At 72.6% G+C, this 22,288-nt stretch carries 24 protein-coding genes; 7 read left to right on the top strand and 17 right to left on the bottom strand.

The window, feature by feature from the left end; genetic code table 11:
* Positions 1–3 precede the first annotated feature (3 nt).
* The 7 genes from AB2U05_RS26440 to AB2U05_RS26410 all read right to left on the bottom strand — a co-directional run bounded on the left by AB2U05_RS26440 (position 4) and on the right by AB2U05_RS26410 (position 6,065).
* On the bottom strand, positions 4–597 hold the full coding sequence (locus AB2U05_RS26440; RefSeq protein ID WP_045697491.1) for an ATP/GTP-binding protein: 594 nt from the start codon (positions 595–597) through the stop codon (positions 4–6).
* Positions 572–952 carry a DUF742 domain-containing protein gene (locus tag AB2U05_RS26435; protein WP_045697489.1) on the bottom strand — a complete coding sequence of 127 codons (381 nt, stop codon included), beginning with the start codon at positions 950–952 and terminating at the stop codon, positions 572–574. Before AB2U05_RS26435 ends, AB2U05_RS26440 begins: the two co-directional genes overlap by 26 nt.
* Positions 949–1,350 carry a roadblock/LC7 domain-containing protein gene (locus tag AB2U05_RS26430; protein WP_045697487.1) on the bottom strand — a complete coding sequence of 134 codons (402 nt, stop codon included), beginning with the start codon at positions 1,348–1,350 and terminating at the stop codon, positions 949–951. The genes AB2U05_RS26435 and AB2U05_RS26430 overlap by 4 nt, the downstream gene beginning before the upstream one ends.
* Positions 1,347–2,741, bottom strand: coding sequence for a sensor histidine kinase KdpD (locus AB2U05_RS26425; RefSeq protein WP_045697485.1), 1,395 nt, complete (start codon positions 2,739–2,741; stop codon positions 1,347–1,349). The genes AB2U05_RS26430 and AB2U05_RS26425 overlap by 4 nt, the downstream gene beginning before the upstream one ends.
* 382 nt (positions 2,742–3,123) lie before the next feature.
* Positions 3,124–3,834, bottom strand: a complete 711-nt coding sequence (locus AB2U05_RS26420; protein WP_045711383.1) for a YukJ family protein — start codon at positions 3,832–3,834, stop codon at positions 3,124–3,126.
* Positions 3,835–4,051: 217 nt separating this feature from the next.
* A complete protein-coding gene (locus tag AB2U05_RS26415; protein WP_369184449.1) occupies positions 4,052–4,798 on the bottom strand; it encodes a TetR family transcriptional regulator in 747 nt (248 codons plus the stop codon).
* A 115-nt stretch (positions 4,799–4,913) separates the two neighbouring features.
* Entirely contained in the window at positions 4,914–6,065 is a 1,152-nt protein-coding gene (locus AB2U05_RS26410; protein ID WP_369184448.1) for an acyl-CoA dehydrogenase family protein, read from the bottom strand.
* Positions 6,066–6,270: 205 nt separating this feature from the next.
* Here AB2U05_RS26410 and AB2U05_RS26405 point away from each other — a divergent pair, with 205 nt between their 5' ends.
* On the top strand, positions 6,271–6,702 hold the full coding sequence (locus AB2U05_RS26405) for a Zn-ribbon domain-containing OB-fold protein (protein ID WP_052706965.1): 432 nt from the start codon (positions 6,271–6,273) through the stop codon (positions 6,700–6,702).
* Between the two features lie 133 nt (positions 6,703–6,835).
* Here AB2U05_RS26405 and AB2U05_RS26400 read toward each other — a convergent pair whose 3' ends face one another.
* From AB2U05_RS26400 to AB2U05_RS26380, 5 genes are all read right to left on the bottom strand, one after another.
* Positions 6,836–7,798 carry an electron transfer flavoprotein subunit alpha/FixB family protein gene (locus AB2U05_RS26400; protein WP_369184447.1) on the bottom strand — a complete coding sequence of 321 codons (963 nt, stop codon included), beginning with the start codon at positions 7,796–7,798 and terminating at the stop codon, positions 6,836–6,838.
* Between the two features lie 39 nt (positions 7,799–7,837).
* Positions 7,838–8,623: an electron transfer flavoprotein subunit beta gene (locus AB2U05_RS26395; RefSeq protein WP_369182496.1), complete on the bottom strand. Its 786-nt coding sequence runs from the start codon at positions 8,621–8,623 to the stop codon at positions 7,838–7,840.
* A 199-nt stretch (positions 8,624–8,822) separates the two neighbouring features.
* Entirely contained in the window at positions 8,823–9,626 is an 804-nt protein-coding gene (locus tag AB2U05_RS26390) for a family 1 encapsulin nanocompartment shell protein (RefSeq protein ID WP_045702018.1), read from the bottom strand.
* Positions 9,623–10,687, bottom strand: coding sequence for a Dyp-type peroxidase (locus tag AB2U05_RS26385; protein ID WP_369184446.1), 1,065 nt, complete (start codon positions 10,685–10,687; stop codon positions 9,623–9,625). Before AB2U05_RS26385 ends, AB2U05_RS26390 begins: the two co-directional genes overlap by 4 nt.
* A gap of 253 nt (positions 10,688–10,940) precedes the next feature.
* The gene (locus AB2U05_RS26380) at positions 10,941–12,044 is read right to left on the bottom strand and encodes an LLM class flavin-dependent oxidoreductase (RefSeq protein WP_369186001.1); all 1,104 of its coding nucleotides are present in this window, start codon (positions 12,042–12,044) and stop codon (positions 10,941–10,943) included.
* A 191-nt stretch (positions 12,045–12,235) separates the two neighbouring features.
* On the opposite strand from AB2U05_RS26380, the gene AB2U05_RS26375 reads away from it, so the two are divergent.
* Positions 12,236–12,997, top strand: a complete 762-nt coding sequence (locus AB2U05_RS26375; protein ID WP_045702014.1) for a PP2C family serine/threonine-protein phosphatase — start codon at positions 12,236–12,238, stop codon at positions 12,995–12,997.
* 98 nt (positions 12,998–13,095) lie between these two features.
* On the opposite strand, the gene AB2U05_RS26370 is transcribed toward AB2U05_RS26375, so the two are convergent.
* On the bottom strand, positions 13,096–15,375 hold the full coding sequence (locus AB2U05_RS26370) for a M9 family metallopeptidase (protein ID WP_369184445.1): 2,280 nt from the start codon (positions 15,373–15,375) through the stop codon (positions 13,096–13,098).
* Between the two features lie 262 nt (positions 15,376–15,637).
* Complete coding sequence (locus AB2U05_RS26365; RefSeq protein WP_369184444.1) at positions 15,638–16,237, bottom strand: DoxX family protein; 600 nt, start codon at positions 16,235–16,237, stop codon at positions 15,638–15,640.
* A 224-nt stretch (positions 16,238–16,461) separates the two neighbouring features.
* Between AB2U05_RS26365 and AB2U05_RS26360 the strand changes: the two genes are divergently transcribed.
* Together AB2U05_RS26360 and AB2U05_RS26355 are read left to right on the top strand one after the other, a co-directional pair.
* Positions 16,462–17,058, top strand: coding sequence for a TIGR03086 family metal-binding protein (locus tag AB2U05_RS26360; RefSeq protein ID WP_045702010.1), 597 nt, complete (start codon positions 16,462–16,464; stop codon positions 17,056–17,058).
* 126 nt (positions 17,059–17,184) lie between these two features.
* Positions 17,185–17,643 carry a hemerythrin domain-containing protein gene (locus tag AB2U05_RS26355; RefSeq protein WP_369184443.1) on the top strand — a complete coding sequence of 153 codons (459 nt, stop codon included), beginning with the start codon at positions 17,185–17,187 and terminating at the stop codon, positions 17,641–17,643.
* Between the two features lie 16 nt (positions 17,644–17,659).
* Here the strand turns inward: AB2U05_RS26355 and AB2U05_RS26350 are convergent, their stop codons facing one another.
* Positions 17,660–18,448, bottom strand: coding sequence for a VOC family protein (locus AB2U05_RS26350; RefSeq protein WP_369184442.1), 789 nt, complete (start codon positions 18,446–18,448; stop codon positions 17,660–17,662).
* A 260-nt stretch (positions 18,449–18,708) separates the two neighbouring features.
* Here AB2U05_RS26350 and AB2U05_RS26345 point away from each other — a divergent pair, with 260 nt between their 5' ends.
* The 3 genes from AB2U05_RS26345 to AB2U05_RS26335 all read left to right on the top strand — a co-directional run bounded on the left by AB2U05_RS26345 (position 18,709) and on the right by AB2U05_RS26335 (position 21,787).
* Complete coding sequence (locus AB2U05_RS26345; RefSeq protein WP_045702006.1) at positions 18,709–19,389, top strand: TetR/AcrR family transcriptional regulator; 681 nt, start codon at positions 18,709–18,711, stop codon at positions 19,387–19,389.
* A gap of 156 nt (positions 19,390–19,545) precedes the next feature.
* A complete protein-coding gene (locus AB2U05_RS26340; RefSeq protein WP_045702004.1) occupies positions 19,546–21,069 on the top strand; it encodes an MFS transporter in 1,524 nt (507 codons plus the stop codon).
* Positions 21,070–21,346: 277 nt separating this feature from the next.
* Positions 21,347–21,787, top strand: a complete 441-nt coding sequence (locus AB2U05_RS26335; RefSeq protein WP_369184441.1) for a PPOX class F420-dependent oxidoreductase — start codon at positions 21,347–21,349, stop codon at positions 21,785–21,787.
* 34 nt (positions 21,788–21,821) lie between these two features.
* Here AB2U05_RS26335 and AB2U05_RS26330 read toward each other — a convergent pair whose 3' ends face one another.
* Together AB2U05_RS26330 and AB2U05_RS26325 are read right to left on the bottom strand one after the other, a co-directional pair.
* Entirely contained in the window at positions 21,822–22,022 is a 201-nt protein-coding gene (locus AB2U05_RS26330) for a hypothetical protein (protein WP_045701991.1), read from the bottom strand.
* A complete protein-coding gene (locus tag AB2U05_RS26325) occupies positions 22,019–22,288 on the bottom strand; it encodes a DUF1876 domain-containing protein (RefSeq protein WP_045701989.1) in 270 nt (89 codons plus the stop codon). The genes AB2U05_RS26330 and AB2U05_RS26325 overlap by 4 nt, the downstream gene beginning before the upstream one ends.

Genomic DNA, 22,288 nt, shown 5'->3' with positions numbered 1-22,288 from the left:
CTCCTAGTTGGCACGGTCCAGCAGATGGCGGACCAGTGTGATCAATGCGTCGGCCGAGGACTTCTCGTCCCGGGCGTCGCAGGTGACGACGGGGGTGTCGTCCAGGAGGTCCAGGGCGTCGCGCAGCGCCGCTTCCTCGTAGACCGGGGTGCCGTCGAACCGGTTGACGGCGATCGCGTAGTCGAGCCCGTACTGCTCGATCAGGTCGATCACGGCGAAGGAGTCCGCCAGCCGGTCGGGGTCGACCAGCACCAGCGCGCCGAGGGCGCCGCGGGCCATGTCCTCCCACATCTGCACGAAACGCAGCTGCCCGGGCGTTCCGAACAGGTAGAGGACGACCCGGTCGCTGAGGGTCAGCCGCCCGAAGTCCATCGCGACGGTCGTGGTGGTCTTGCCCTTGACGCCCTTGAGGTCGTCGACCGCCTCGCCGGCCCGGGTCATCCGCTCCTCGGTGGAGAGCGGCGTGATCTCGGAGATCGACCCGATGAAGGTCGTCTTGCCCACCGCGAAGTGCCCGACCACCAGAATCTTGACGGCAGTCTGGGTCTCCCCGCCGCGGACGTAGGCCCGCTCATCCAAACTTGGCCTGGAGTCCATTCAGCACCTCCTCAAGGATTCGCGCATCCACCAGGGAGGCACGCTCGACCGGCGGCCGGACGATGACGAAGCCGCCCTCCGTCAGGCCCGAGAGCAGGATCCGCACCACCCCCAGGGGCAGCCGGGTGTGTCCCGCGAGTTCGGCCACCGTGAGGTAGCCCGCGGCACATAACTCCAGCAGCCCCTGTTCCTCCGGGGTCAGTCGGCGGGTGGGCCGCCGCTGCTCGTCGTCCGCCGCCGTCACCAGGGTGATCAGCGACAACTGCTCGTCATCGGGCAGGCCGCGGCCCTTCGTGATGACGTACGGCCGCACCAGCGGCGGCGCCTCGGACGGCTGCTCGTCCGGGGTGGTCATCGGCGCGCGCCGATATTCTCGCGCGGGGGCGTCATCAGCGCCTTGCCCAGCTGGCCGACGAGCTGCTGCATCCGGAAGGTGATGTCCGCCATGTCGACGTCCGGGGACGCGGAGACGCCGAGGTAGGCGCCCTCGCCCGCGGAGATCAGGAAGACCCAGCCGCCGTCGAACTCGACCAGGGTCTGCCGCCACTGCTGGTTGGAGCCGTTGCAGAAGAAGGCGAGCGAGCGGCTGAGCGACTGCACGCCGCTCATGCCGGCGGCGACCCTGTCCGCGTCGTCCTTGTCGAAGTCCTTCGTCCGGGCCATCAGCAGGCCGTCCGCGGATATCAGGACGGCGTGCAGGGCACCGGGGATCTCCAAGGCACTGTCAAGCATCCATGACAGATCGTTGTTCACGGAACCTCATGTCCTTCACTGCCTGCAGCAGGTGTGCTGCTCGTCGTTTCCGCGGCGTTCGGATTCGTCGCCCGACCCGACTGCGTGCCTCGCTGGAAGGCACCCATGATCGCCGCCGTCTCCGCGCCGGAACGGGCGCCGGAGCGGGTCTGCGCACCGGAGCCCGGAGCGCCGAGCCCCTGGGTGTCGTAGCCCTGCGCCGCGTGGCCCTGCGCTGCGTAGCCCTGCCCGGGGTAGGCCGGCGCGGCGTAGGCCTGCGCGGGGTAGCCCTGCTCGGGGTGGGCCTGCTCGGCATAGCCCTGCGTGGGGTAGCCCTGCGGGGCGAAGTCCTGCCGCCCGCCGGGGCCCTGGGGCGCGCCGGTCGCCGGGGCGCTGGGCACCACGGCCATCGGGCGCTTGCGGCGGCGCTTGGGCAGGCCGTCCGGGCCGGTCGCGGGCACGGCCGAGCTGGTCTCGAAGCCGTTCCGGGCCGGGTCGGCGGGCCCGGTGGCGGCGGCCGCCGGGGCCGGCGCCGCGGGCTTCAGCTCCGGCATGCCGGTGAGGAGTTCGTGCGGCAGGAGGAGCACCGCGCGGACGCCGCCGTACGGCGAGGAGGAGTCCACGGACACCTCGAAGCCGAATCGCTCGCAGAGCACGCCGACCACCGCGAAACCGAATTGCGGCGGATTTCCGAGTGCGGAGACACCGGAAACCCGATCACTCGTCAGAAGCTTTTCCGCCCGGGCGCGCTCCTCGTCGTTCATGCCGATTCCGGCGTCGTCGACGACGATGCAAATGCCCTTCGGAACGGTGCGGATGTTGATTTCCACGACCGTGTCGGGGCTGGAGTAACTGGTAGCATTGTCGAGCAGTTCGGCGAGTGCCAGCGCGACCGGTTCGACGGCGCGGCTGGTGATGCCGAAGTCGACCTGGGAGAGGATCTCCACCCGCCGGAAGTGCCGCACCCGGCCCTGCGCGCTGCGCACCACGTCGTAGATCGACGCCACCTCGCGCTGGCGCCCGAGCCAGCCGTCGCAGAGCACCGCGATGGACTGGGCCCGCCGGCCGAACTGCGAGTTCGTGTGGTCGATCTCCAGGAGGTCCTCCAGGATGACCGAGTCGCCGTACTTGCTCTGCAGTCGGGAGACGACCAACTGCTGCTCCGCGGCGAGGCCCTGGAGGGTGCGCATCGCGGACTTGAGGACCGTCTTGGTCTCCTCGTCGGCGCGCACGTGGGCCGCCTCGACGGATTGCGAGAAATCGCTCTCCAACGCGGCGTAATGGGCTCTCAGCCCGTCGAACTCCTGGCGGGTCGACGCTGCCGCCCTGCGCTGGAGGACAATGACGGCGATCGCACCGAGGAGGACGACGAGGAGAGCCCAGAGCACTGGGTTCTGTAGGGAATGCGTCATAGGACTCACTTCAGGAGACTGGCGGCCAGCTGCTGAATTACCGTCAATTCTGGGGTGACCGGCTGACCGTCCGTACCGGGTTCACCGCCCGGACCGTCCCTGCGATCTTGTTGTCTCGCACCCGCCCCACCCCCCGGCAAGCGCCGTGATCATATCATCGGATGAAGCCCTTCTCTCGGCCCGTCCCGGCCTCGGCGGATCGTTGACGTGCACTCTGTTCGTCCGTCAACAACCGCCCCACACCAGCCCTTTCGCCACCATCCGACCAGAACATGACAGGTAGGGCAAACCCGCTGCCCAGGCCCCCTTGACGCAACGTCGGGCGGGCCCCTCCGGTTCAGCCGAGGGGCCCGGTGTCGACTGCCGGTTCAGCGGGCCGGGTTCAGTGGGTGGGGTGGGTGGTGGGCCGCGGGGCGCCGGGCTGGTGCGGGACGGACGCGGAACCGGCGTGGCCGGTGCGGTCGTCGGTGTGCCAGGACTGGGACTGGAAGGCGAGGAAGACCGCCGCCCAGCGGTTCTCGGCGGGGAAGTGGATGAGCAGGGCGCCGTCCTGGTAGACGCCGTCGTCCGCCTTGAACCGGCCGCTGTTGCCCTGGTTCATGTGGACGTCGTGCACGCCGTTGCCGGGCAGGAAGCCGAACACCTTGTCCGGGACGCCGGGTTCGGGGCCGAAGCGCTGCCCGAACACGTACACCGCGGCGGAGCTGTCCCCGATCGCCCGCCGGACGTGGGCGTCGAGCTGGTCCCCGAGGTCGTCCGGGCCCGGGCCGTCCGGCGGCAGCACCCGCATGGCGGCCGGGTCGAAGAGGTGCCCGCGGACGAAGTCCAGGCTCGCCGTGCCGGGCCGCGAGGGCAGCGCCGTCCAGCCGCTGCCGGCCTTGGGCAGCAGGGCGGTGACGGGGTGGCGGAAGTCCTCGGAGGCGAAGTAGCGCAGGTCCGGCGGGGCCTGCTGGGACAGCACGTTGACCGCCGCGCGGTAGTCGGTGCCCTGCTCGTCGCGCAGGTGGATCTGGTAGTGCGGGGTGTCGGTGCCGCCCTCGCGGCGCCGGTCGACGGCGCTCGCGGCGAGCACGCCGTAGTCGCTGATCGGCATGGGTGGGGCCTCTGTTCCTCGGTGCGTCGGCGACCGGTCAGCCGGGACGGCCCGACCGGGCGGGGGTCCCTCCGTTTATCGCGCACCGAGGCCGGCCGGGACGGCCGAATCGGGAGATGTTCACCTGCCGTCCCCCCGAGGAGGTTGACCGACACAGGAGATTGACACGGCGCAACACGGCCGTGCCGAGGGGCGGTTCAGAAGACCTGGAGCGGACCTAGATCCGCCGGGGGTCGTCGAGGGCGCTCTCGATGCCCTGGACCATCCGCCACAGCGGGGCCCGGCGGCTGGCGACCAGCACCACCACGTCGTCGTCCGGCGCCCCGCCCTCCGGCCCGGCGGGCTCGGCCGGGCGGTCGCTCCAGGTCTCGGTGACGAAGGCCATCGCCGCGTCCACCTCGGCCACCCAGTCGCTCTCGCCGCCCGAGCGCAGCCAGGTGCGCAGGGCGTGGTTGTGCGCGGAGACCACGGCGGCGGCGATCACGTCGGCGCGCAGCGGCCCGTCCGGGCGGTCGGCGAAGCGGCCGCGCAGGTAGGCGGCGAGGGTGTGCTCGTAGCGCCAGACCACCGACAGCTCGTAGGCCCGCAGGCCGGGCACCTTGCGGGTGAGGCGGTAGCGCTGGACGGAGAAGGAGGGCTGCTCGGCGTACATCCGCAGGACCAGGCGGGCGGCGTCGCAGGCGTGCTTGACCGGGTCCTCCTCGCCGGTGCCGGAGGCGAGGAACTCCGTCATCTCGGCGAGGCTGCGCTCGTGGTCGGGGAAGACCACGTCCTCCTTCGCCGGGAAGTAGCGGAAGAAGGAGCGCCGGCCGACGCCGGCGAGCGAGACGATGTCGTCGACGGTCGTCTGCTCGAAGCCGCGCTCCAGGAAGAGCTCGAAGGCCGCGGCCACCAGCGCCTCGCGCATCACCGGCTTCGAGGGCCCGTCGTTCATGGGCTGGTCCTGCTCTTCCTTCTCGCTCATTCCCGGCAACTTAACACCGCCGCGCGGCATCGGCCCGCGCCGACGGCCGGCGGCATCGGCCCCGGCGGCCGGCCGTTCGCCGGTCCGGCCGCCGGGGTGTCGGTTCGTGGGGTCGTTACGGCAGGTTGCGGGCCATCACGATGCGCTGGACCTGGTTGGTGCCCTCGTAGATCTGCGTGATCTTCGCGTCCCGCATCATCCGCTCCAACGGGTAGTCCCGGGTGTACCCGTACCCGCCCAGCAACTGCACCGCGTCCGTGGTCACCTCCATCGCCACGTCCGACGCGAAGCACTTCGCCGCCGCACCGAAGAACGTCAGATCACCGTCCTGCCGCTGCGACTTCGCCGCCGCCACGTACGTCATCTGCCGCGCCGCCTCCAGCTTCATCGCCATGTCCGCCAACATGAACTGGATCCCCTGGAAGTCACCGATCGGCTTCCCGAACTGCTTGCGCTCCCGCACGTAGTTCTTCGCGTAGTCCAGCGCACCCTGCGCCACACCCACCGCCTGCGCCGCGATCGTCACCCGCGTGTGGTCCAACGTCCGCATCGCCGTCGCGAACCCCGTCCCCTCCGCACCGATCATCCGATCCGCCGGAATCCGCACATTGTCGAAGTACACCTCACGCGTCGGCGACCCCTTGATCCCCAACTTCTTCTCCGGAGCCCCGAACGACACCCCCGCGTCGCCCTTCTCCACCACGAACGCCGAGATCCCCTTCGAACGCTTCTCCGGGTCCGTCACCGCCATCACCGTGTAGAACTCCGACACCCCCGCATTGGTGATCCAGCGCTTCACACCGTTCAGCACCCAGAAGTCACCGTCCCGCACCGCCCGCGTCGACATCCCCGCCGCGTCCGAACCCGCCTCCGGCTCCGACAGGCAGTACGAGAACATCCCCTCACCCCGCGCCAGCGCACCCAGGTACTTCGCCTTCAACTCCGGCGAACCCGACAACTGCACCGGCAACGACCCCAGCTTGTTCACCGCCGGAATCAACGACGAGGACACGCACACCCGCGCGACCTCCTCGATCACGATCACCGTCGCCAACGCGTCCGCCCCCGCACCACCGAACTCCTCCGGCACGTGCACCGCGTGCAGATCGTTCGCCGTCAGCGCGTCCAACGCCTCCTGCGGGAACCGACCCTGCTCGTCCACCTCCGCCGCATACGGAGCGATCTTCGCCTCGGCCAGCGAACGCACCGCCTCGCGAAGCATCTGGTGCTCCTCGGAGATCCGGAAGAGATCGAAGTCCTGGCCCATGATCGGCACTCCTGTTCACGACGGTACTCAGTACCCTTCATTATGCATGCGCGCAGCAAAAAGGGAACTCAGTGCCTTCACAGGGCGGCACTGAGTTCCCTATCCTTTTTCTGCCGAACTTCTGCCGAACGATCCGGTCCGATCACAGCCCGAGCGCAGGCCGAGCGCAGGCCCAGCGCAGTCCGAACGCAGGGAGACGAACAGCGTGGTCCACTCAGTCATCGACACCGACAGCAGCTGCACCACGCTGTACTTCCAGCGCTGCGCCTGGTGCGGCAACCCGACCTTCCAGCGGCTGCTCTGCCCCACCTGCGGCTCCACCGACCTGCGGCTGGAGCCCAGCGAGGGCACCGGCGTGGTCCGCCGCTGCGAGGTCGAGCAGGCGCGCACGCCGCTGGTCCGGCAGAAGTCGCTGATCCGGATGGCGGAGGGCTTCGACGTCTGGTGCATCGTCGGCGGGCTGCGCAGCACCGTGCCGGTCGGCACCCGGGTGCGGCTGGAGCCGGTCGAGGGCGACCAGTCGGAGCTGCGGCTGCTGCCCGTGGAGGAGTCGCAGCCGGTGCCGGACACCGAGCCGCGCCCGCTGCCGCCCGCCCAGGGCGGCTTCACCCAGCACCTGGCCGCGTTCGCCGACTGACGGCCGGAGGGCGCGGCCCCGGGGTACCGGGTGCCGCGCCCAGGGGCAGCGGGCGGACGACGAAGGGCGTGGCCCCGGGGGTACCGGGTGCCACGCCCTTTCGCGTGCCGTGCGGGGAGCTCCCCGCGCGGGATCAGGCCTTGCGGGCCTTCGCCTCGGCGGTCAGCTGCGGCAGGACCTCGAAGAGGTCGCCGACGACGCCGTAGTCGGCGAGCTCGAAGATCGGGGCCTCGGGGTCCTTGTTGACGGCCACGATGGTCTTCGAGGTCTGCATGCCGGCCCGGTGCTGGATGGCGCCGGAGATGCCGTTGGCGATGTAGAGCTGCGGGGAGACCTGCTTGCCGGTCTGGCCGACCTGGCTGGTGTGCGGGTACCAGCCGGCGTCCACGGCGGCGCGCGAGGCGCCGACCGCGCCGCCCAGCACGTCCGCGAGCTCCTCGACGACGCCGAAGCCCTCGGCGGCACCGACGCCACGGCCGCCGGAGACCACGATCGCGGCCTCGGTCAGCTCGGGGCGGCCGGTCGAGACGCGCGGGGTGCGCGAGACGACCTTGGCGGCGTTGCCGGTGAACTCCACCGACACGTTCTCGACGGCGCCGGCGGCCGGGGCGGCCTCCGGGGCGACGGAGTTCGGCTTCACGGTGATGACCGGCACGCCGGTGCTGACGCGCGAGTCGACGGTGTACGAGGCCGCGAAGACGGACTGGGTGGCGACCGGGCCGCCCTCACCCGCGCGGACGTCCACGGCGTCGGTGATGATGCCGGAGCCCAGGCGCAGCGCGACGCGGGCGGCGACCTCCTTGCCCTCGCCCGAGGACGTCACCAGGACGGCGGCGACGTCGTTGGCCTTGGCGATCTGGGCCAGGGCGTCCACCTTCGGGACGACCAGCTGGTCGGCGAACTCGGCGCCGTCGACGACGTACACCTTGGCGGCGCCGTACTCGCCGGCCTTGGCCGCGATGTCGGCGGCCGCGGCACCGGCGCCGAGCACGACGGCGGACGGCTCACCGATGCGGCGGGCCAGGGTCAGCAGCTCCAGGGCCGGCTTGCGGACCGCACCGTCGGCGTGGTCCACCAGGACGAGAATCTCAGCCATTGCTCAATGTCTCCGTGTTTTCGCTGGATCGGGGTGGGACTAGATGAACTTCTGGTCGGCGAGGAAGGCGGCGAGCTGCTTGCCGCCCTCGCCCTCGTCCTTGACGACCGTGCCCGCGGTACGCGCCGGGCGCGCCGCCACCGACTCGACCGCCGTCCACGAACCCGCCAGGCCGACCTCGTCCGCCTCGATGCCCAGGTCGTCCAGGTCCAGCGACTGCACCGGCTTCTTCTTCGCCGCCATGATCCCCTTGAACGACGGGTAGCGGGCCTCGCCCGACTGGTCCGTCACCGAGACCACGGCCGGCAGCGCCGCCTCGACCAGCTCGGTCGCCGCGTCACCGTCACGACGGCCCTTGACCACGCCGCCCTCGACCGACACCTCGGACAGCAGCGTCACCTGCGGCACACCCAGCCGCTCCGCCAGCAGCGCCGGCAGCACGCCCATCGAACCGTCGGTCGACGCCATGCCACCGATCACCAGGTCGAAACCGGTCTTCTCCAGCGCCTTCGCCAGGATCGCCGACGTCCCGATCACGTCCGTGCCGTGGATGTCGTCGTCGTTCACGTGCACGGCCTTGTCCGCACCCATCGACAGCGCCTTGCGCAGCGCGTCCTTCGCGTCGTCCGGACCGACCGTCAGCACCGTCACCTCGGCGCCCTCGTTCGCCTCCGCGATCCGCAGCGCCTGCTCCACGCCGTACTCGTCCAGCTCCGACAGGAGGCCGTCCACACCCTCCCGGTCCGTGGTGTGGTCGTCCGAGAAACGACGGTCACCCGTCGCGTCCGGCACGTACTTCACGCAGACGACGATCCTCAAGCTCATGAGCGGTCTCTCCTGTCCCGGGTGCGCGGGTGCACTGATCCTCGGCCTCACGTCGAGACCAGGGTACTGAGTGCCAGCCCTGAGCTCTCGTCGACTGGTGTCAGAGGCCCCATCGAGAGGATACGGCACTCAGTACCCCCCGTAAAGGAACTCAGTACCCTTGCCCTGGTCACGGGCGTGTCGTACACGGACGAAGCCTTCACGCCAAGGGCTGGAGGGCGACGGCCGCCTCTCCCGTGTACACGCGGAAGGTGAGCGACTCCTGCAGGTACAGCCGGACGGAGTCCGTGTCGTGGGAGAGGTAGCCGACCGAGACGTCCTGGCCGAGGAACAGCTCGAAGTCGCCGCCCCGGGTGGAGAGCAGGAACGCGCCCTCGATGGCGGGGGCCCAGATGATGTCGCCGTCCAGCAGCCGGGCCAGGTGGTTGTGGACGGGGTAGCCGTGGTCGCTGGTCTCGTTGACGGCGGTGAAGGCCTCGGCGCCGAGCAGCAGGGAGTACGGGCCGCCGACGCCGGCCAGCCGCAGCTCGGTGAGGGCGCGGCTGACCGCCTCCGGGTACTCGCGGACGTCCGCCGGAAGCTGGACCGGCGGGTTGCCGGAGCCGGCCCGGATGCCCTCGATGCCCGCCGCCCGGTAGCCCTCGAAGACGGCCCGGTCCTCGGCGCGGGCCAGGGTGCGGGCGGCGTCCTTGACCGGCTGCCAGTCGGAGTCCCGGGAGCCGCGCTCGACGTCGTCGACGGCCGCGCGCCCGACCGTGAAGGGGACCCGCAGCTCGACCACCGGCTGGGCGGCGCGGGCGTGCGCCTCGACGCCGTCCAGGGGAGCTTCGATCCCGCTCAGGTGGCCGGTGCCGACCGCGGCGAGGGTGGCGCCCTCGGGGCCCTGCAGGTCGACCACCCGCCGGCCGGCGACGTGCAGCGTGAAGGTCTGGCGGGCCTCCTCCTCGATCTCCGCCCAGGCGGCGGCCGAGACGGGGGCGAGTTCGCGGTGCAGGTTGTTCATGCGCGAGGTCCTGTTCGGGAGGTCTGCGGTCCGGCGGTCCGCCTGAGGCTGCCGATGCCGAGCGAGCCGTCCGACCGGGCCCCTCGGGACGGCGCGGCGGTCGGCGGGGCTGGCGGCGGGGCGGTCCGCGGCGCGGGCGGCGGGGCGTCCAGGAAGTCGGCGCCGGGGACGAAGAACAGCGAGCCGGTGACGGCCGTGGAGAAGTCGAGCAGCCGGTCGGTGGTGCCGGGCGGGCGGCCGATGAACATGTTGCGCAGCATCTCCTCCGTGACGCCCGGGTCGCGGGCGTAGCCGATGAAGTAGGTGCCGTGCTCGCCGCCCCGCTCGAAGGAGCCGAAGGCCATGTTGTAGCGGACGATCTGCCGCTCGTCGCCGTCCGGGCCGGTCACCGTGGTGAGCGCGACGTGCGAGTCGGCGGGCTTGGCGTCGTCGTCGAACTCGATGTCGTCGAGCTTGGTGCGGCCGACCGCCCGCTCCTGTTCGGCGACGCCGGTGGCCCTCCACTTCACCAGGTCGTGCAGGTACTTCTGGACCACGACGTAGCTGCCGCCGGCGAAGCCCGGATCCTCCTCCCCCACCAGGACGGCGGCCTCGGCGGCCCGGCCCTCCGGATTCTCGGTGCCGTCGACGAAGCCGAGCAGGTCGCGGTCGTCGAAGTAGCGGAAGCCGTGGACGGAGTCGACGACGGTGGCCGCGCCGGCGAGCCGGTCGGTGATCCGGACGGCCAGCTCGAAGCAGAGGTCCGTCCGGGGCGCCCGGAGGTGCAGCAGCAGGTCGCCGGGGGTGGCCGGGGCCCGGTGGCGGGGGCCGGCCAGTTCGGTGAAGGGGTGCAGGGCGGCCGGTCGGGGCCCGGCGAAGAGGCGGTCCCAGACGTCGGAGCCGATGCCGGTGACGCAGGTCAGGCCGTCCTCGGGGGCGCGGAAGCCGACGGCCCGGCGCAGCCCGGCGAGGTCGGGCAGCAGATCGCGGACCGCGTCCTCACCGCCGGGATCGACGGTGAGGACGAGGAAGGCGGCCGCGCTGGTCAGCGGGGTGAGGACGGCCTGGGGTTCGGGCGGCACGGGGCGGTTCCTCCCTGTCCGGGGGCCGGATGCGCGGGGGCCGGATGCGCGGGGGCCGGGCGCCCGGGGGCCGGGTCCGCAGGCGCCTCGGGTGCGGCGGCCGGGTGCGCGGCGGCACGGATCGGCATGAATCTGATCATCCGTACGATTACACCGCACAGTGGACGTTTCGGCGCGGCCGACGCTCGCCCAGACGGCCGGAAGGGGCGGGTGCGCCGCGCACCCGCCCCTTCCGTGGCCGCGGCCGTTCGGCCTACTCGGCCTCGGCCGGTTCCACGGCCTTCGCCTCGCGCGCCGCGACCAGCGCGGCATGGGTCGGCCCGTCCGGCACCCCGGCCGGGCGGCCCTTGGCGAACTCCGCGCGCAGCACCGGCACGACCTCCTCGCCGAGCAGGTCCAGCTGCTCCAGCACGGTCTTCAGCGGCAGGCCGGCGTGGTCCATCAGGAACAGCTGGCGCTGGTAGTCGCCGAAGGTCTCGCGGAAGGTCAGCGTCTTCTCGACGACCTCCTGCGGGCTGCCCACGGTCAGCGGGGTCTGCGCGGTGAACTCCTCCAGCGAGGGCCCGTGCCCGTACACCGGCGCGTTGTCGAAGTACGGACGGAACTCGCGCACCGCGTCCTGGGAGTTCCTCCGCATGAACACCTGCCCGCCGAGGCCGACGATCGCCTGCTCGGGCGTGCCGTGGCCGTAGTGGGCGTAGCGCTCGCGGTACAGCTCGATCAGCCGCTGGAAGTGCTCCTTGGGCCAGAAGATGTTGTTCGCGAAGAAGCCGTCGCCGTAGTAGGCGGCCTGTTCGGCGATCTCCGGGCTGCGGATGGAGCCGTGCCAGACGAACGGCGGCACGTCGTCGAGGGGGCGCGGCGTCGAGGTGAAGCCCTGCAGCGGGGTGCGGAAGCGGCCCTGCCAGTCGACCACGTCCTCGCGCCACAGCTGGTGCAGCAGCGCGTAGTTCTCGACCGCGAGCGGGATGCCCTGGCGGATGTCCTGGCCGAACCACGGGTAGACCGGGCCGGTGTTGCCGCGGCCCATCATGACGTCCACCCGGCCGTCGGCGAGGTGCTGGAGCATCGCGAAGTCCTCGGCGATCTTCACCGGGTCGTTGGTGGTGATCAACGTGGTCGCGGTGGAGAGGATGATGCGCTCGGTCCGCGCGGCGATGTAGCCGAGCATGGTCGTCGGCGAGGAGGGCACGAACGGCGGGTTGTGGTGCTCGCCGGTCGCGAAGACGTCCAGGCCCACCTCCTCGGCCTTGCGCGCGATGGCGACCATCGCCTTGATCCGCTCGTGCTCGCTGGGCGTGCGGCCGGTGGTCGGGTCGGGCGTGACGTCACCGACGCTGAAGATTCCGAACTGCATGCTGCCCACCACACTCCAGGGGTCCATGTCGTCCAATGTAGTCCAACTTTCAACCACCCTAGCATCCGGCTGCGCGGGATTGTTCCCCGGTGTCCGGACCGGGCCCCAACGCCCTCGGCCGACGAGCGCGGGCGCGGCGCCGACAAGCGGCGCCGACAATGGGAGGGGGCTTCCGGAAGGGCGGCGGACCGATGGCGGCGTACATCGCGGTGAGCGCGCTGAGCCACGAGGGCCTGGTGCGGGAGCACAACGAGGACAGCCTCGCGGTCGGCCCGTGGACGCTCTGCGCCACCGTGACCGCCAACCCGCAGACCCTGCTGTTCCCGCTCGGCCCGCCCTGCGTGGTCGCCGTCGCGGACGGCCTCGGCGGGCACCCCGGCGGCGAGGTGGCCAGCGCCCTGGTCGCCCGCCGGCTCGCGGCGGCCGGGGGCGGGCTGGACGGCGAGGAGGCCGTCCGGGCCGAGCTGCAGGAGTGCAACCGGGCCGTCTACGCGGCCACCGCCGGGCAGCCGGAACTGGCCGCGATGGGCACCACCGTCGCCGGGCTGGTGCTACTGCCCGAACGGGCGGTGGCCTTCAACGTCGGCGACAGCCGGGTGTACCGGATCGACGGGGACGGGCTGCGCCGGGTCAGCGTGGACGACAGCCCGCCGCTGCCGCCCGGCCGGCGCACCACCTCGGTGGTCACCCAGACCCTCGGCGGCTCGCTCGGGCTCACCTTCGTCGAGCCGCACGTGCGGACCGAGCCGCTGGTGCCCGGCGACCGCTACCTGGTGTGCAGCGACGGCCTGACCGACCCGGTGCCCGAGGAGGAGCTGGCCGAGCTGCTGGCCCGGCCGGACGAGGGCTCCGGGCGGGCGGACGGCAAGGCCGCGTTCGAACTGTGGAAGGCGGCGATCGAGGCCGGCGGGCCGGACAACATCACCCTGGCACTGGTGCGGATCGGCGCCTGACGCCGGGTGGACGCCTTGCGGACGGACCGCGGACGCCGAACCGCCCCGGCGGGGGTGCCGGGGCGGTCGGTGGTGTGCTCGCGTCGGATCGGGTCGGATCAGAACTGGCTGGCGACGCTCACCCCGCTGAAGCCCTGCTGGGCGTAGAGGCTGAAGTAGACGTAGCCGGCCGGCGGGTTGGTGACGGTCAGCGTCTCGGAGTTGTCCGGGCCGGCCGAGCGCGTCGTGTAGGCGTTGGTGTACGCCCAGCCGGACGGGCTGTAGTAGAGGTCGGCGTTGCCCGTGCCGCCGCCGCTGGTGACGGTCAGCCGCTGGGTGCCGGCCGGCACCCAGACGTAGAAGTGCGCGTAGTTGCCGGTGGTGGCGGCGACGTTGCTGCGGCCGCAGTTCGCGGCCAGCTGGCGGGTGTCGGCGGCGGTGCACTCGGGCACCTGCGGGACGGTCGGGGTGGTCGCGCAGCCGCCGTTGGCGCAGCCGGTCAGCCAGCTGTCGAAGTCGGCGTCGTAGCGGGTGCCGATGGTGGTCTTGAGCAGCGTGCGGCCACCGGCCCAGTCCCCCACCCGGTACTTGGCGAGCAGGGCGTCCACGTCGGCGCGGTGCTGCTCCAGCATGTAGCGCACGGCCAGGTAGCCCCAGCGGTACACCCGCTCCTGGTCGCCGTAGACGGTGTCGAAGAGGTCGCTGAGCTTGTAGGTGTGCCGGGCGGCGGCCGCGATCGCGCCGTCGTTGACGACCTTGCGGTAGGAGTAGGAGACGTACTCGGCGAAGCCCTCGACCCACCAGACGGTCGGGGTGGTCATGCCGGCGTCGAAGTCGCCGTACATGTCGAAGCGGCCGTCGAGGTAGTGGGTGTACTCGTGGTTGAGGTTCCAGATCTGGAACGCCGGGCGGGCCCACTCGGCCTCGTAGCAGAGGAAGCGCGGCTGGTTGCCGGCGACGTTCGGCTTGCCCTCCAGGTACATGCCGCCGTTGTTGGTGTCGATGCCGTAGATGGCGGCGGCCAGCACCTGGTAGTCGAGCGAGGAGTGGAAGACCACGACCTCGATCGTGGTGTTGTTGTCGTCCTTGACCGGGCCGTTGTCACGCACCACCGAGTGGAAGAAGGCGTCCTGGCCGGTCAGGCTGGAGCAGGTGCTGGTGAGCTGGGTGCTGTCGAGCGCCTGGGCGATCAGCTTGATGCTCGGGCTGCAGGTGTAACTCACCTTCAGCACGCCGGACTTGAGCTGGTCGGAGGCGTTGCAGACGCCGTAGTACGAGCAGTTGGCGGTGTCGTAGTAGCCGACCGCCTCGGCGACCGCGGCCCACTCGTGGACGGTGCGGCCGTTCGGCGCGGACTGCTGGGCGAGCGCCTGGACGAGCGGGCGGACCTTCGCCTGGAGCGCCGGGTACTGCAGGAAGCGGCCCAGCTCCTTGGTGGCGTTGTAGACCAGGACGTCGTAGTCGCCGCCGAGTTGGCCGTTGTTGCGGGTCGCGAAGGCGGACAGCGCGTCCAGCACGCTCGGGTCGGCCTGGACGGCCGCCACGAAGTCGGGCAGCTGGTGGCCGCGGAACAGCACGGTGAACGCCGGGTTCACGGCCCAGGCCATGCCGGCCGGGTTCCAGGTGGCGCTGTTGTAGTCGTTCAGCAGGCGCTTGACCACCCACAGGTAGCGGGTGTTCTCCTGCGCGCTGTCGGTCAGGGTGACGGCCTCGCCCAGGATCTGCGCGTTGCCGGAGGTGACGTCGCGCGAGTGCGCGCCGGCGAAGAAGCCGTCCAGCGCCGGGCGGATCGCGCCCTGCAGGGCACTGCCGTACGGGCCGACGTCGTCCTTGTGGTACCACTGCACGAAGTAGCCGGCGCGCAGGTAGAGCACCAGCTGCTCGACCGAAGTGCTGTTGTCGCCCGGGTAGTTGACGGCGGCGTCGCGCAGCGCGTTCGCCACCGTGACCATCTGCGACTCACGGAAGGCGCCGGCCGCGTCGGTGCCGGTGAGCTGGAACAGCTGGTTGACGCAGTCCACGGCGGCGGAGGTGATCTGCTGCACCAGCGCGCTGCCCGTGCGGCTGGTGAAGTCGCCGGCGTTGCACGGCTGTTCGGCGGCCAGGGACTTGGCGGCCGGCTTGGCCTCGGCCGGCGCGGTGTCCACCGGGAGCGGGGCGCGCCGGTCGGCGGTGGTGAACCGCCGCTCGTCGCCGTCCGGTCGGGCCGCGCCGGTGGCGGGCTGCGGGGCCGGCGCGGTGGGGGCGGCGCTGGCCGGGGGCGTGCCGCCGCCCTTCGCGGGGGCGGCGGGGGCGGCCTGGCCGCGCGGGGCGAACAGGCCGAGTGCCAGGAGCAGGGTCAGGGCGAACGTCAACAAGCGTGCCAGCTGCGGGAGTCGCAGCAGACGTACAGGACTCACGTGGGGGCCTCCGGGCCGTCGTCGGCCGCACTGGGGGTACGGCCGGTGGGGGTGGCGAGGACCGTTGGCGACGGGCCGCGTGGGGGCGGTTCCGCCGGGAACACGGTGGGGAGTGTGACATGTACCATGGCACACATCACATGACGTTGGATAGCCCTCGGCGGGTGCGCGATGCCCGGGCGGTTCGCGACGCAGCGGCGGAGGGGCCGCGCCGACGTGACGTCAGCACGGCCCCTCCGAGGTGGAGTTGGCAGCTCGCGGGCTACTTCCGGAGCAGCAGGACCACTCCGGCCGTCGCCAGGCCGACCACCACGGCGGCCGCGCCGTACGCCAGCCGGTGCGCGCGCAGCACGGGCAGGAAGCGGTCCACGGCGTAGCGGCCCGGACCGGTCAGGGCGAGCGCGGCGGCGGCCGCCGTCAGCAGCAGCTCGTACTCGTTGCCCTTCGGGGCGAAGAAGCCGCCACCCCAGGTGACGGCGATCGCGTTGACCATCGTGCCGACGATCGCGGCACCGGCCAGCGGGGTCAACAGGCCGACCGCGAGGGCGAGTCCGCCCAGGGTCTCGGTCAGACCGGCGACCACGGCCATGGCGTGGCCGGCCGGGTAGCCGCTCATCGTGAAGAACTGGCCGGTGCCGTCCAGGCCGCCGCCGCCGAACCAGCCGAACAGCTTCTGGCTGCCGTGCGCGGCCATGGTCAGGCCGAGGGCCAGGCGCAGCAGCAGGAGTCCGGCGTCGTAGGCGTGCGGGGAGGTCGCCGCGGGCGCGGCGGCGCTCCAGGTCGGGCGGTCGGTCGTGGCGGTGGCGGCCGGGGCGGTGGCGGCCGCGGTGGGGGCGGTCGTGCTCGGGCTGCTGCTCGGCATGCGCGTCTCCATCGGTCGGGGTCGTCGGTCGGGGTCGCCGGTCGGGGCGATCACCAGGGCGATCGCGGTGCGGGCGGGCGGCCGGGCAGGGGGCGTCGCCCCGCCGCGCCGTTGTTCAAATTTGAACCGGCCGCTCTTCGACCGTACCCCGGAGTTCGAATTTGAACAACTGACGGACCGTGGGCGAGGTGCGCCCCTCGTCCGGGCCGGGGCAGGGTGGAGGCATGGCCCGAAACCCGCACGACCAGGACGCGACCGAGGACCGCAGCCCGTACACCCGGGCGCTGGCCGCCTTCGACGAACGCGTCCGGCTGATCACCCCCGGACAGTGGGACTCCCCCACCCCGTGCACCGACTGGAGCGTCCGCGACCTGGTCAACCACCTCACCGGCGAACAGCTCTGGGTGCCCGAACTGCTGATGGGCGCCACCGTCTCCGAGGTCGGCGGCCGCTTCGACGGCGACCTGCTCGGCGACGACCCGGTCGCCGCCTGGACCGCCGCCGCCCGGGCCGCCGACCGCGCCTTCGCCGTCCCCGGCGCCACCCAGCTGATCGTCCACCTCTCCTTCGGGGACGCCTCCGGCCGCTACTACCTGGACCAGCTGACCACCGACCTCGTCATCCACAGCTGGGACCTCGCCACCGGCATCGGACACGGCACCCGGCTGCCGGAGGACCTGGTCGACTTCGCCCTCGAACAGCTCGCCGACTACGGCGACCTCTCCGCCAGCGGCCTCTTCGACCCGCCCGTGCCCGTCCCCGAGAAGGCCGGCCCGCAGACCCGGCTGCTCGCCCTCGCCGGGCGGCGCGACCAGGAGTGAGGGCCCGCGACCGGGCGTGACGGCCGTCCCGGGAGCTCCGGCCGGCCTCGCGGCGCCGGATACTGGACAGTACGGGGGCCGGTATCCCGCGGCCGCCCGTGACTCCGTGCGAAAGGCGGTCACGCCATGAGCCGCAGGCCGGACATCCTCGGCGAGTTCACCGCCGACCACCGCGAGCTCGGCACCCTGCTCGACCGGATCGAGGCCGCCCCCGAGGGCTCCGCCGAGCGCGGCGAGCTGCTCGCCCGGCTCACCGACCTGCTGTTCACCCACTGCGCCGCCGAGGAGGAGCACCTGTTCCCGGTGGTCCAGCACGACGTCCCGGACGGCGGGGCGCTGGTGTTCCGCGGCATCCACGACCACCTGGCCATCGGACAGTACCTCGCCGACCTCCAGGGCCTGCGACCGGCCGACCCGGCCTTCGGCGCGCTGGTCGCCGGCCTCGCCGAGACCCTGCGGCGGCACCTCGACAGCGAGGAGAAGGTGCTCTTCCCGGCCGCCCGCAAGGCCCTGCCCGCGGCGGCCCGGACGGCGCTCGGCAACCGGCTGCGGGCCGAGCGGGCGGCCCTCGGCCCGGCGGACTGACCGCCCGCGGACCGGGTCAGCTCTTCGGGCTGATCACCGCAAACCGGGCGCCCTCGACGTCCCGCAGCCGCGCCACCCGCCCGTACGGGGAGTCGAAGGCCGTGCCGACCGGCGCGCCGCCCAGCTCCACGGCCCGGGCCAGCGCCCGGTCGGCATCGGGGACGGCGAAGGACACCTCCCAGTGCGGCGGCAGCCCGGCCGGGCCGCTCGGCTGCGCCTTCGCCAGCGCCGCGACGCTGTGCCCCTCCGCCCGCAGCACCACCCGGTCGTGCTCCCACCGGACCTCGAAGCGCTCCGGGTCGCGGCCGTCCCAGCGGAACACCTGGCCGTAGAACAGCGCCGCCGCGAACGGGTCCGGAGTGCGCAGCTCGATCCACATCGGCGCGCCCGGCAGGTCCAGCCGCCGGGCCCGGCCCGGCGGGCCCTCCCAGATCCCGAACGGCGCGCCGGCCGGATCGGCGGCGAAGGCCACCCGCCCGGCGTCGAAGGCCAGCGGGCCGACCGCCAGGGTCCCACCGCGCTCGCGCACCGCGTCGGCGGCGGCGTCGGCGCTCTCCGTCCCGAAGTAGGCCGTCCACGCGAGCGGGATCGCCCCGCCGCCGGCCTCGCCCAGCCCGGCCACCGCCTCCCCGCCGACCACCGCGTGGACGTACGGGCCGAAGCGGTCCGGCCCGGGCTCGAACTCCCACCCCAGCAGCGGCCCGTAGAACCCCTTCGCACCCTCCAGGCCCCGGGCCGTCAGGCTCACCCAGCACGGCACGGCCGCCACACAGCGCACCTCGGCGGGCGTCTCACCGCTGCCCATCGCGAACCTCCTCGCCCACCCGGCCGCCGGGCCCCTCCCGACTCCCACGACCCTCCGGCCGCCCGGGACGCCCACAGCCTAGGCCGACACCCGCACGGCCCCCGGGAAGGCATGGCCGGGCTCAGCGCACCTGTTCCAGCACCCGATGCCAAGTGTGACGCAGGTCACATGAGGAGGGGAAATAGCGGGGAGGGAATCCCCGTTTTCGAGTACGTTGGCTTAAGCGGGGAGAAGTTCCCCGGTATCTTGGAGGAGTCGTCGTGACCACCGCAGCCGCTGAGTCGGTCCGCCCCGAGGGGAGTGTGCGTGCGCCGAAGTTGCGTGCGGATGCGAGCCGGAACCGGGAGCGGATCGTGCTGGCGGCCCGGGACGCGTTCGTCGAGCACGGTGCGGACGCGCCGCTGGACGAGATCGCGAAGCGGGCGGGGGTCGGCAATGCCACGCTGTACCGGAACTTCCCGGACCGCGCGGCGCTGATCCGCGAGGTGGCGCTGCTCGTCAAGAACCGCATCCTGGCCCTCGCCGAGACGGCGACGGTCGAGGCCGCGGCCCCCGGCGGCGGCGGTCCGTTCGACGCTCTGCAGCGGTTCGCGCACGCGGCCGTCGCGGAGAAGGTCGGCGGGCTCTGCCCGCTGTTCACCGGCCACGTCGACCCGGACGACCCGGAGTTGATCGAGATCCGGGAGCGCCTGCGGTCCGCCGTGAGCGGGCTGATGGAGCGCGCCCGGGCCGCGGGCGAGCTGCGGCCGGACGTCGACCACGGCGACCTGTTCATCGCGATCAGCCAGTTGACCCGCCCGCTGCCCGGCACCTCCTGCCAGCTGCTCGACGGGTTCGTCCACCGGCACCTGCAGCTGTTCCTGGACGGCCTGCGTGCCCCCGCCCCTTCGACGCTGCCCGGCCGGGCCGCGACCTTCGAGGACTTCAAGCCCCAGCACTGACCACCGCCCGAACCACCGCACCGACCCCGTGACGCCCCGACCGGCCGCCACGGCCTGATCCCCGCACGCCCCGAATCCCGTACGGCAGTCGACCCCGCCGCGACGGCGGCCGATCGTGCGCACCCACGCCCCACGCACCGTGAAGTGAGTACCCCCATGTCCCAGACCGACGCCCGCCCGGCGACGCCGGCCGATCCCAGGCGCTGGAAGGCCCTGATCTTCATCGGCCTCGCCCAGCTGATGGTCGTGCTCGACGCGACCATCGTGAACATCGCCCTCCCCTCCGCCCAGCGCGACCTGGGCATATCCGACGGCAACCGCCAGTGGGTGATCACCGCCTACGCGCTGGCCTTCGGCGGCCTGCTGCTGTTCGGCGGCCGGATCGCCGACCTGTGGGGCCGCAAGCGGACCTTCGTGGTCGGCCTGACCGGCTTCGCCCTCGCCTCCGCGCTCGGCGGCGCCGCGGCCAACACCGCGATGCTGCTCGGCTCCCGGGCCCTTCAGGGCGTCTTCGGCGCGCTGCTCGCGCCGGCCGCGCTGTCGCTGCTCGCGGTGACCTTCACCGAGGCGAAGGAGCGCGCCAAGGCCTTCGGCATCTACGGCGCGATCGCCGGCGGTGGCGGCGCCATCGGCCTGATCCTCGGCGGCCTGCTGACCGAGTACATGAACTGGCGCTGGACCTTCTTCGTCAACATCCCGTTCGCCATCGTGGCCGCCGCCGGCGCCGTGCTGGTCATCCGCGAGCCCGCCGAGGGCCGCAACCGCAACAAGCTGGACGTCCCCGGCGTGCTGCTGGTGACCACCGGCCTGGTCTCCCTGGTGTACGGCTTCACCCGCGCCGAGTCGAGCGGCTGGCTGGCCGGCAGCACGCTGGCGCTGTTCGCCGCGGCCGCCGCGCTGCTGACCGCGTTCGTGCTGGTGGAGCGCCGGGTCAAGGCCCCGCTGCTGCCGCTGCGCGTGGTGCTGGACCGCAACCGCGGCGGGGTGTACCTGTCGCTGGGCCTGGCCGTGATCGGCATGTTCGGCCTGTTCCTGTTCCTGACCTACTACCTGCAGGTCGTGCGCGGCTACAGCCCGGTGCTGACCGGGGTGGCCTTCCTGCCGATGGTGGCGGGCATGATCACCGGCTCGACCCAGATCGGCGCCCGGCTGATGACCCGCGTCCCGGCGCGCTACCTGATGGCGCCCGGCTTCCTGACCGCCTCGGTCGGCATGTTCCTGCTGACCCACATCGGCATGGACACCTCGTACCCGGCGCTGGTCCTGCCCGGCCTGATCCTGATGGGCCTCGGCATGGGCACCGCGTTCATGCCGGCGATGAGCCTGGCCACGCACGGCGTCCAGCCGCGCGACGCGGGCGTCGCCTCGGCGATGGTGAACACCTCGCAGCAGGTCGGCGGCGCCATCGGCACCGCGCTGCTGAACACCATCGCGGCCAGCGCCACCACCAGCTGGCTGACCTCGCACGCCACCTCGCCGGAGGCCGCCAAGGCCCTGCAGCTCCAGGGCATGGTGCACGGCTTCTCGACCGCGATCTGGGTGTCCTTCGGCATCCTGGTGACGGCCGCCACGATCGCCTTCACCCTGGTGAACGCCGGACGGCCGGGCGCGGCCGGCGGCGGCGCGGGCTCGGAGGCGGGCGCGGCGCGGCACGACGAGGTGCCGGTGATGGCGCACTGACCCTCGTACCGCCCCCCGCCGTGGGGTGACTCGGGTGCGTACGCGGCCCGTCCGGTGTCCTTCGGGGCCCCGGGCGGGCCGCTCGCCGTTTCCCGCCCGGCGGCGCACCACCGCCTCGCCCGGGCAGCCCCCGCCCCCTCGAACCGGCGGCCCCGGTCGACGAGAATGTCCACGGGACCGGGACTGCCCGCCCGGCGTCCCCGTGGACACCGCACCGCCCCAGCACCGCCCCAGCACCGCCCCAGCACCGCCCTGGCCGCGCCCGAGGGAGGACATCGTGCACCACCGAACCGACGAGCTCGCCGACAGCAGGTACCTCCTGCTCACCACCTTCGGCGACGACGGCAGCCGGCTGGACTCGCAGCTGTGGGTGGTGGCCGACGGGACCGCACTCGGCCTCTGGGCGCCGGCCCACTCCGGCGAGGCCGAACGCATCCGCCGCCACCCCCGGGTGCTGGTCGGCCCCTGCGACGCCCACGGGCGCCCGACCGGCCGCCGGCTCCCGGCCCGCGCCCGGCTCTGCGACGAGGACGCGACCGCGCGCTACCGCACCTCGCTGATCAACAAGTACGGCCTGCCGGCGCTGCTCGCGCTGGCCCGCAGCCGGTTCCGGGTCGGGCTGGCGGGGACGGTCGGCATCCGGATCACGCTGAACGAGCCGGAACAGCGCCTGCTCGGACCGGACTGGCGGCCGCCGAGCACGTACTGCGTCAACTGACCGGCGGCGCGGCCCGATGCGGATCCGGCGGCGTTCAGGTCCCGTCGTCCGGCGCCCGGGCCAGGTCGGCGGGCTCGCAGGCCTCCCGCCCGGTCGCCACGTGCACGACCCGGACCGCCCGGTCGGGGCCGCCGGGCACGACCCGCTGCTCGTGCCCGCAGCGCGGGCAGATCAGCGGGATGCGGGGGCGGCCCGGCTCCCGGCCGGCGCGGTCGTCCGGGTGCGCGGCGCTCACGACAGCGGGTGGGTCGGCAGCGGGTTGACCTCCTGGATCTCGGCGTGCGCCTTGGTGAGCAGCTGCGAGGCCAGGTCGTTGAGCGCGCGGGCACCCGCGATCTCCTCGCCGACCCGCAGTTGGTCCGGGTCCGAGGGGTGGCGGCTGCTGTAGCCGTGGGCGCGCACTTCCGTCCCGTCGCCGAGCCTGAGCATGGCGGCCGCGGTCGTCCGCGGGCCCTCCTCGCGGAACTCCATCTCGATGTGCCAACCGACCAGAGTCTGCAT

The organism is Streptomyces sp. Y1 (assembly GCF_041053115.1).
GTDB lineage: Bacteria > Actinomycetota > Actinomycetes > Streptomycetales > Streptomycetaceae > Kitasatospora > Kitasatospora rubellomurina.
The sequence above is the reverse complement of the archived record's forward strand: the minus strand, read 5'-3'. Positions and strand labels throughout refer to the sequence as shown.